Source organism: Brochothrix sp. (assembly GCF_017549435.1).
Taxonomy (GTDB): domain Bacteria; phylum Bacillota; class Bacilli; order Lactobacillales; family Listeriaceae; genus Brochothrix; species Brochothrix thermosphacta.
The window spans coordinates 1-3,262 of the sequence record NZ_JAFYUW010000010.1 but is presented as its reverse complement, the minus strand read 5'-3'; the positions used below and the strand labels follow the sequence as shown (position 1 = coordinate 3,262).

Here is a 3,262-nt window from a genome sequence, read left to right as displayed (position 1 = left end):
TTTTTCATCAGCTACTACGATAGGTAACATTATCGATGTTACTACCGTAAGTTCATCTGACGTCGTCACTAGTCCGTCAATCCATCACATCTGTTGGCGTATCGCTGAGAATGATCACTTGTCTGATTGGCAAGCAACTATTTATTCTCATGGGTATCTACCTACAGAAATTATCGATTATCAGTATTTTAAATCGATTTTTTTCAGTACACCCGGAGAAATTTTATTTGAAATAGCAACCGATACTCCAGGTTTTACGATTGATGAGCCGTTAGATTCTCTCGGTGAGCAACTCAAGTTACCTACCGATTATGAGTCACATCGTCAAACCCTTTCAAAACTTTTACCACCCATCAACTTAAGAAAGAAGCGTGCTTACTAATGAAACATATTTTCAAACAAGGATTGGAACAACATCCTACATTGGTTCTTCTTCATGGAACTGGCGGAAATGAACATGACTTACTCTCAATTGGCGAAATCATTGATCCTAATGCATCGCTATTGGGTATTAAAGGTAATATTTTAGAAAATGGGATGCCTCGTTTTTTCAAACGCTTGGCTGAAGGACTCTTTGATGAAGAAGATCTTCGCTTCCGTACTGAAGAACTGCATGATTTTATTGAAGAAGCTGCTCAAACATATGGCTTTGACAAAAATAATGTATTGCTGCTAGGGTATTCTAATGGTGCTAATATCGCCGGTAGCTTATTGCTTACTTATGGTAATATTTACCAGGGCGCAGCGTTGTTACACCCAATGGTACCTATGCGTCAAGCATCGTATCCCTCACTTAACCAGACACCTATTTTCATTAGTGCCGGCCGTAATGATCCTATTTGTGCCATGCCTGAAACAGATGAACTCATTGAAATATTGGAAGAAGCTGGCAGTACGGTTAGCAGTTTTTGGCATGATTTTGGTCATCGTCTGACCGCTGAGGAAGTTGCTGCTACGAAGCAATGGTACCAACAAACATTTAACTAAGGAGAGCTCTCACATGATAACAATACGCCCTGAATCCATTAGCGAGCGTGATAACTACAAATTTCTCATAGGAAGTGTTATTCCTCGCCCGATTGCTTTTATAACAAGCATCAATTCAGAAGGAGTCGTAAATGGTGCACCTTTTAGCTACTTTAATATTGTCAGCTCTAATCCACCCTTGCTCTCCGTTTCAATACAACGTCGTAATGGTGAAAAAAAAGACACTTTGCGCAATATCGAACAACAGCAATCCTTTGTTTTGCATATTGCCGATGACGGTTACATCGATAAACTTAACCAAACTGCGGCTCAACTGCCGCCAAATCAAAGTGAGATAGCACTTACAAACCTCACACTTATCCCTAGTGAAACAATCGCTACTCCCGCTATTTCTGAAGCAAAAGTACGTTATGAATGCACGGTTCAACAAATTGTTGACTTGCCTAATAGCGAATTAATTATCGCAAATATAACCTGTTATCATATTGATGATGAGCTCTACGCTAACGGACGGATTAATGCGGCTAAACTTAATCCTATTAGCCGTCTAGCAGGAAATGATTACGCTCATCTAGGAGAGACATTTACACTTGAACGCCCTCAATAATATTGACACCGTTGCAAATTTATTTGCTTACGGAGACAATATGGGACGGAAATTTCGACAGAAATTGAGTACCAATCCTTCAAAAAACCGAGTACCATTCCTTTGTTATCACCGTTGCAAATTCATTTGCTTACGAGGACGACAGCGAGTACCCATCCTTATGTTAACGTCTTAATCATTTTTCTAGGCACCTTATTTTTAAAGAAGATATATTTTCATCTGTAATTCCAGATGAACTAGCTTATTATTAGAGATACGAGCTGACATTTTCAATCCCTCCTCTATAATTTTTATAGAGCTTTAATTTTGCAGGGATTATGAAAATGTCGCTTTTTTTCGAAAAAAATCACCTGTATCCTTTTACAATTTGACCTCTCATTACAAACATAAAGATGGTACACTATTAGTATCTAATAAGGATTAAAAGAATGCTTATACTAGAATTAAGCACCTTGAAAATCGTTATATTAAAAATAGGAGTACGCATATGATGACTAAAAAAACATTCAATAACAAACAAAATAACTGGATCAACCTTAACACTGACAATAAAAAAGAGTTCCAAAAACTTTCTGATGAATACGATATTGATGAAGATATTATTCGTTATTCCTTAGATAAAAATGAACGTGCCCATTTAGATTATGATAAAACAACCAATGTTCTAACATTAATCTATAACGTTCCAAACCAATTGAAGATAGATAATCATTACGAAACCATACCGATGACCTTTATTATCAAAGATCATACACTGATTACCCTCACAAATAGTAAAAATCATTATGTCTATTTCATGATGAAAAACGCTATAGAAAAAGATGACACTCTGAGTGTATTCGAATTTTTATTCAATAGTTTATTTATGATTACAGACCAATTTTTCCCCTATGTCGAAGAAATGAATAACGAGCGGACACGAGTTAGCAGTAAATTGAAGAAAAAAACCACCAAACAAAATTTACTATCCATGTCTGATTTAGAAACTGGTATTGTTTTTTTCATCTCAGCTTCTAAACAAAACGTTGTATTGCTAGAGCAAATAAAAACACACATTTTTTACAAAAATCTTGCTGCTTCTGAGAAAGAAGAATTAGATGACGCCATGATTGAAGCCAAACAATTGGTTGAAATGACTCAGCTTTCATCACAAATTCTGCAACAGCTCTCGGGTACATATAACAATGTATTGAATAACAACTTGAATGATACCATGCGGATTTTAACCGTTCTTTCCGTATTACTAACTATCCCTACAATTATCACAGGTTTTTTCGGTATGAACATGCCTTTGCCTCTTGAAAACAATGCATTTGGTTGGATTATTACTATTATTCTCAGTACTTTCTTATGGTTTTTACTCTCATTCATTTTGAGAAAGATAATGAAGAAATAAAAAAAACGTTCTACGCATTTGATTGCGCAGAACGTTTTTCTTATTTTTTATGTTTTTTATATTTACTCTCTTCTTGTTCACGGTATGTTTCCATTTTTCGTCTGAAAAGTTCGCCGTTTGAAGGAGGTGTGTAAGTAATTGCATTTGCTCCAGCTTCAATTGTTTCAATAATAGAGGCTGGGTTTTTACCACCCGTTGCAATAATTGGCAAATCAGGAAATTTACGACGAATAACACGCACAATATGGGCCGTATTTGAGCCACCACTTACA

4 protein-coding genes and 1 pseudogene are annotated in these 3,262 nt (G+C 36.1%); 4 read left to right on the top strand and 1 reads right to left on the bottom strand.

Annotated elements, in window-relative coordinates; genetic code table 11:
- From IKV95_RS00520 to IKV95_RS00505, 4 genes are all read left to right on the top strand, one after another.
- A partial coding sequence (locus IKV95_RS00520; RefSeq protein ID WP_287451293.1) for a VOC family protein occupies positions 1-382 on the top strand: 382 nt, incomplete at its 5' end.
- Positions 382-987: an alpha/beta hydrolase gene (locus IKV95_RS00515; protein ID WP_069120176.1), complete on the top strand. Its 606-nt coding sequence runs from the start codon at positions 382-384 to the stop codon at positions 985-987. The genes IKV95_RS00520 and IKV95_RS00515, both read left to right, overlap by 1 nt.
- A 13-nt stretch (positions 988-1,000) precedes the next feature.
- Positions 1,001-1,594 carry a flavin reductase family protein gene (locus IKV95_RS00510; RefSeq protein ID WP_069120178.1) on the top strand — a complete coding sequence of 198 codons (594 nt, stop codon included), beginning with the start codon at positions 1,001-1,003 and terminating at the stop codon, positions 1,592-1,594.
- Positions 1,595-2,081: 487 nt separating this feature from the next.
- Positions 2,082-2,990, top strand: coding sequence for a magnesium transporter CorA family protein (locus tag IKV95_RS00505; RefSeq protein ID WP_069120181.1), 909 nt, complete (start codon positions 2,082-2,084; stop codon positions 2,988-2,990).
- A 40-nt stretch (positions 2,991-3,030) separates the two neighbouring features.
- Here IKV95_RS00505 and IKV95_RS00500 read toward each other — a convergent pair.
- Positions 3,031-3,262, bottom strand: a pseudogene (locus IKV95_RS00500) (hypothetical protein); the annotation flags it as partial.